We start from the raw sequence: 3,466 nt of genomic DNA, 5'->3' as shown, positions 1-3,466 counted from the left end.
TCCGGCCGCGCCCCCGACCGCCGCACCGACCGGACAGGGTCTGCCGCCCGCCAATACGGCCACGCCGGCCGCGCCTGCGCCGCGTCCGACGACTCCGACTGCGCCCGTCGCTGCGCCGACGACCAAGGCTCCGGCCGCGACCGGCGGATCGGCCTCGGTCCAAATCGGCGCCTTCTCCTCGACCGAGATCGCGGACCGTGAGTACGCCGCCGTCGCCGGCCGTTTCGGCTCGTTCGCCTCGGGCGCTGAAAAGCGGGTGACCGAAGTGACCTCGTCCAGCGGATCGACCCTGTACCGCACGGCCTTCTCGGGCCTGTCGCGCGAACGGGCGGTGGCCTTCTGCAATGCGCTGAAGGCGGCGGGCCGGGACTGCATCGTCCGGTGACGTCCGCCGCCATCTATGGCTGCCTGGGACATCGGCTGACGGAGGCCGAAAAGGCCTTCTTCGCCGAGGTCCGACCCTGGGGCTTCATCCTGTTCCGGCGCAATATCGACACGCCGGAACAGGTGCGGGCCCTGACGGACGAACTGCGGGCGTCCATCGGCGATCCCGACGCGCCGGTCTTGATCGACCAGGAAGGCGGTCGGGTCCAGCGGATGGGGCCGCCCCACTGGCCCAAATATCCGCCAGGTAACGCTTATCTGAAGGCGACGAACGAGCTGGCTCAGGCGCGTGAGCTGACGCGCCTGGGCGCACGTCTGATGGCGCACGATCTGCGCGAGGTCGGGGTGACCGTTGATCTGCTGCCGGTGCTGGACGTACCGGTCCCCGGCGCCCACGACATCATCGGCGACCGGGCCTATGGCGTCGATCCCGAGACGGTCGCCGTGTTGGGCCGGGCGGCGGCGGAGGGACTGCTGGCGGGCGGGGTTCTGCCCTGCATCAAACATATGCCGGGCCATGGCCGCGCCTTTGCAGACACGCATAACGATCTGCCGACGGTTCACGCCGATCTGGACACGCTGGACGCCTGGGACTTTGCGCCATTCAAGGCCCTGTCGGATATGCCGATCGGCATGACGGCGCACATCGTCTTCACCGCGATCGATCGCAAACATCCGGCGACGCAGTCCAAGAAGGCCATTCGCCTGATCCGCGAGCGCTTGGGATTCGGCGGTCTGCTGCTGTCCGACGATCTGGTGATGAACGCCCTTTCGGGCTCGCTGACCCAGCGCGCTCACAAGGCGCTGAAGGCGGGGTGCGATCTCGTCGTCCACTGGAACGGCGACATGGACGAAATGCGCCAGGTCGCCGAGGGCGTCGGATCGCTGAAGGGCGGGGCGCGCCGCCGGGCGGAAGCCGCGCTGGCCCGGATTGTGCGGACGCCCGAGCCGCTCGATCCCGTCGCGGGGCACGATCGCTTCTTCAAGGCCATGGGCGGTCGGATGGCCGCCGCCAAGGGGCCGGACGTGGGTGAGGCGCAGGCCTAAAGACCTATGACGGAGTCTTTCCAGCCCAATCTGGATTTCAACGCCGAGGAGGTCGAGGAGCGCGAGGCCTTCGTCGTCGATCTGGAAGGCTATGAGGGACCGCTGCACGTCTTGCTGGCCCTGGCGCGAAACCAGAAGGTCGATCTGCTGAAGCTGTCGATCACCCAGCTGGCGGAACAGTATCTGGCCTTCGTGCATGAGGCGCGCAGGCGCAACTTCGCCCTGGCGGCCGACTATCTGGTGATGGCGTCGTGGCTGGCTTATCTGAAGTCGCGCCTACTGTTGCCGCGCACCGACAAGGGCAAGGCCGAAGAGCCGCCGGCTGAGGAAATGGCCGCCGCCCTGGCGTTCCGGCTGCAGAAGCTGGAGGCGATGCGAAAGGCCGTCGAACAGCTGATGGCACGGCCCCAGCTGAAGCGCGACGTCTTCACGCGCGGCGATCCCGAGGCGACGGTGATCGTGCCCTCGGATCGCATCGACGCCAGCCTCTACGAACTGATGAGCGCCTATGTCGTCCAGCGTCGGCGCGAGGAGGCGCGGCGCTATGCCCCCGGCCAGCGGGTCGAGGCCTTTCCATTGGAAGCCGCCCGCGACTGGCTGCGCGAAATCATGCCGAAGCTGGCCGACTGGACGCCGCTGGAACAGGTGGCGCCCCATCGCGAGGACGAGGAGGGGCCCAGCCAGGCCAGCTTTACGGCCTCGACCCTCTCGGCCAGTCTGGAGCTGGTGAAGGAGGGGGCGATGGACATCCGGCAGAGCGAGGCGTTTGCGGACCTGTATCTGAAACGTCGGGGACCGGGTCAGCCGCTGGAGCTGACGCCGTGAGCGACCTGTCGTTCCAGCCCGACGAGGCCGAGATCGAACGGCGGGTCGAGGCTCTGCTGTTCGCCGCCGCCGGGCCGCTGACAGCGGCCGAGATCGCCGCGCGCCTGCCCGAGAACTGCAATGTCGCCCGCGCCATATCGGGTCTGCGCGCCCGCTATGAGGGGCGGGGGGTCGAATTGGAATGCGTCGCCGACCGCTGGCGCTTTCGCACCGCGCCGGACCTGGCCTTCATGATGACGCAGGAGCGCGAGGAGCCGCGCCGTCTGTCCAAGGCCGCGTTGGAGACGCTGGCGATCATCGCCTATCACCAGCCCGTCACCCGCGCCGAGATCGAGAGCGTGCGCGGCGTCAGCATCTCCAAGGGCACGCTGGACCTGTTGCTGGAGATGGGGTTCGTGCGGCTGCGCGGACGCAGGCGCACGCCGGGGCGGCCCGTCACCTATGCGACGACCGACCGGTTTCTGGAGCATTTCGGCCTGGCGACCCTGTACGATCTGCCGGGCGTCCAAGAGATGAAGGCGGCGGGCCTGTTGGACCTGTCGCTGCCGGTCGGATTCGAGGTGCCGGATCCCAGCCGCGCCTCCGAGGCGGACGACGAGGACGGCACTCTGCCGTTGGACGACGAGGCGCCCGAGTTCGCCCAGGATTTCGTCGGCGAACGCGGCGGACCTGGATGATGTTCACGACGTCTTAGTCTGCGCACCTTAAGCCAGGCCGTATGAGTGGCGTGACATCGAAGACGGGTTGGCGGGCGTGGAGCACGTTCAGGATCGCGTTGATCCTGATGCTGTCGTCCATCATCGGCATGGCTGGGGTTCTGGCGATCGTCAGCCGCGGCATTGACGCCCATCAGGCGCGCAAGGAAGAAGGTCTGGTGCGGCTGCGTCTGACGCGCGCGCTGGAAACCATCGGCGAAAACCTGACCACCGCCTCGGTCTGGGACGAGGCCGTCGATCGGATGACGGCGGGCGATGTAGCCTGGTACGACCGCAACTTCGGCGCCTTCTACGCCGCGCAACACAAGCACCAGTTCACCCTGGGTTATGACGGGACCGGGCGGCTGTTTCGCATCAGCACGCTGGGCCGACCGGCCGAGACGCAGGTCGGCGAGCCATTCGGTCAGGCGGCCCGGCCGCTGATCGACGCGCTCCGGGCCGAGGCCGCCGGGCGCGACCGATCGGTCACCGCGGATGCCGGGGTGCGGCTGAAG

The 3,466-nt window shown here is 68.3% G+C and carries 5 protein-coding genes; all 5 read left to right on the top strand.

What is annotated here, in order from left to right; translation table 11 throughout:
* Positions 1-385 (top strand): SPOR domain-containing protein (locus B3T77_RS06450; protein WP_292078226.1); only part of this gene is annotated, 385 nt, incomplete at its 5' end.
* Entirely contained in the window at positions 382-1,431 is a 1,050-nt protein-coding gene (gene nagZ, locus B3T77_RS06445; protein ID WP_292078225.1) for a beta-N-acetylhexosaminidase, read from the top strand. The genes B3T77_RS06450 and nagZ, both read left to right, overlap by 4 nt.
* Positions 1,432-1,437: 6 nt before the next feature.
* Positions 1,438-2,256 (top strand): segregation and condensation protein A, encoded by an 819-nt coding sequence (locus tag B3T77_RS06440; protein ID WP_045810344.1) that lies wholly within the window; start codon positions 1,438-1,440, stop codon positions 2,254-2,256.
* Positions 2,253-2,933: an SMC-Scp complex subunit ScpB gene (scpB, locus tag B3T77_RS06435; RefSeq protein WP_055804017.1), complete on the top strand. Its 681-nt coding sequence runs from the start codon at positions 2,253-2,255 to the stop codon at positions 2,931-2,933. Before B3T77_RS06440 ends, scpB begins: the two co-directional genes overlap by 4 nt.
* A 107-nt stretch (positions 2,934-3,040) precedes the next feature.
* A partial coding sequence (locus B3T77_RS06430) for a CHASE4 domain-containing protein (protein WP_292078227.1) occupies positions 3,041-3,466 on the top strand: 426 nt, incomplete at its 3' end.

Origin of the sequence: Brevundimonas sp. UBA7838, from assembly GCF_002500885.1 — a bacterium.
In the GTDB taxonomy this organism is placed as follows: Bacteria; Pseudomonadota; Alphaproteobacteria; order Caulobacterales; family Caulobacteraceae; genus Brevundimonas; species Brevundimonas vesicularis_C.
This window is presented reverse-complemented; position numbering and strand designations above follow the sequence as displayed.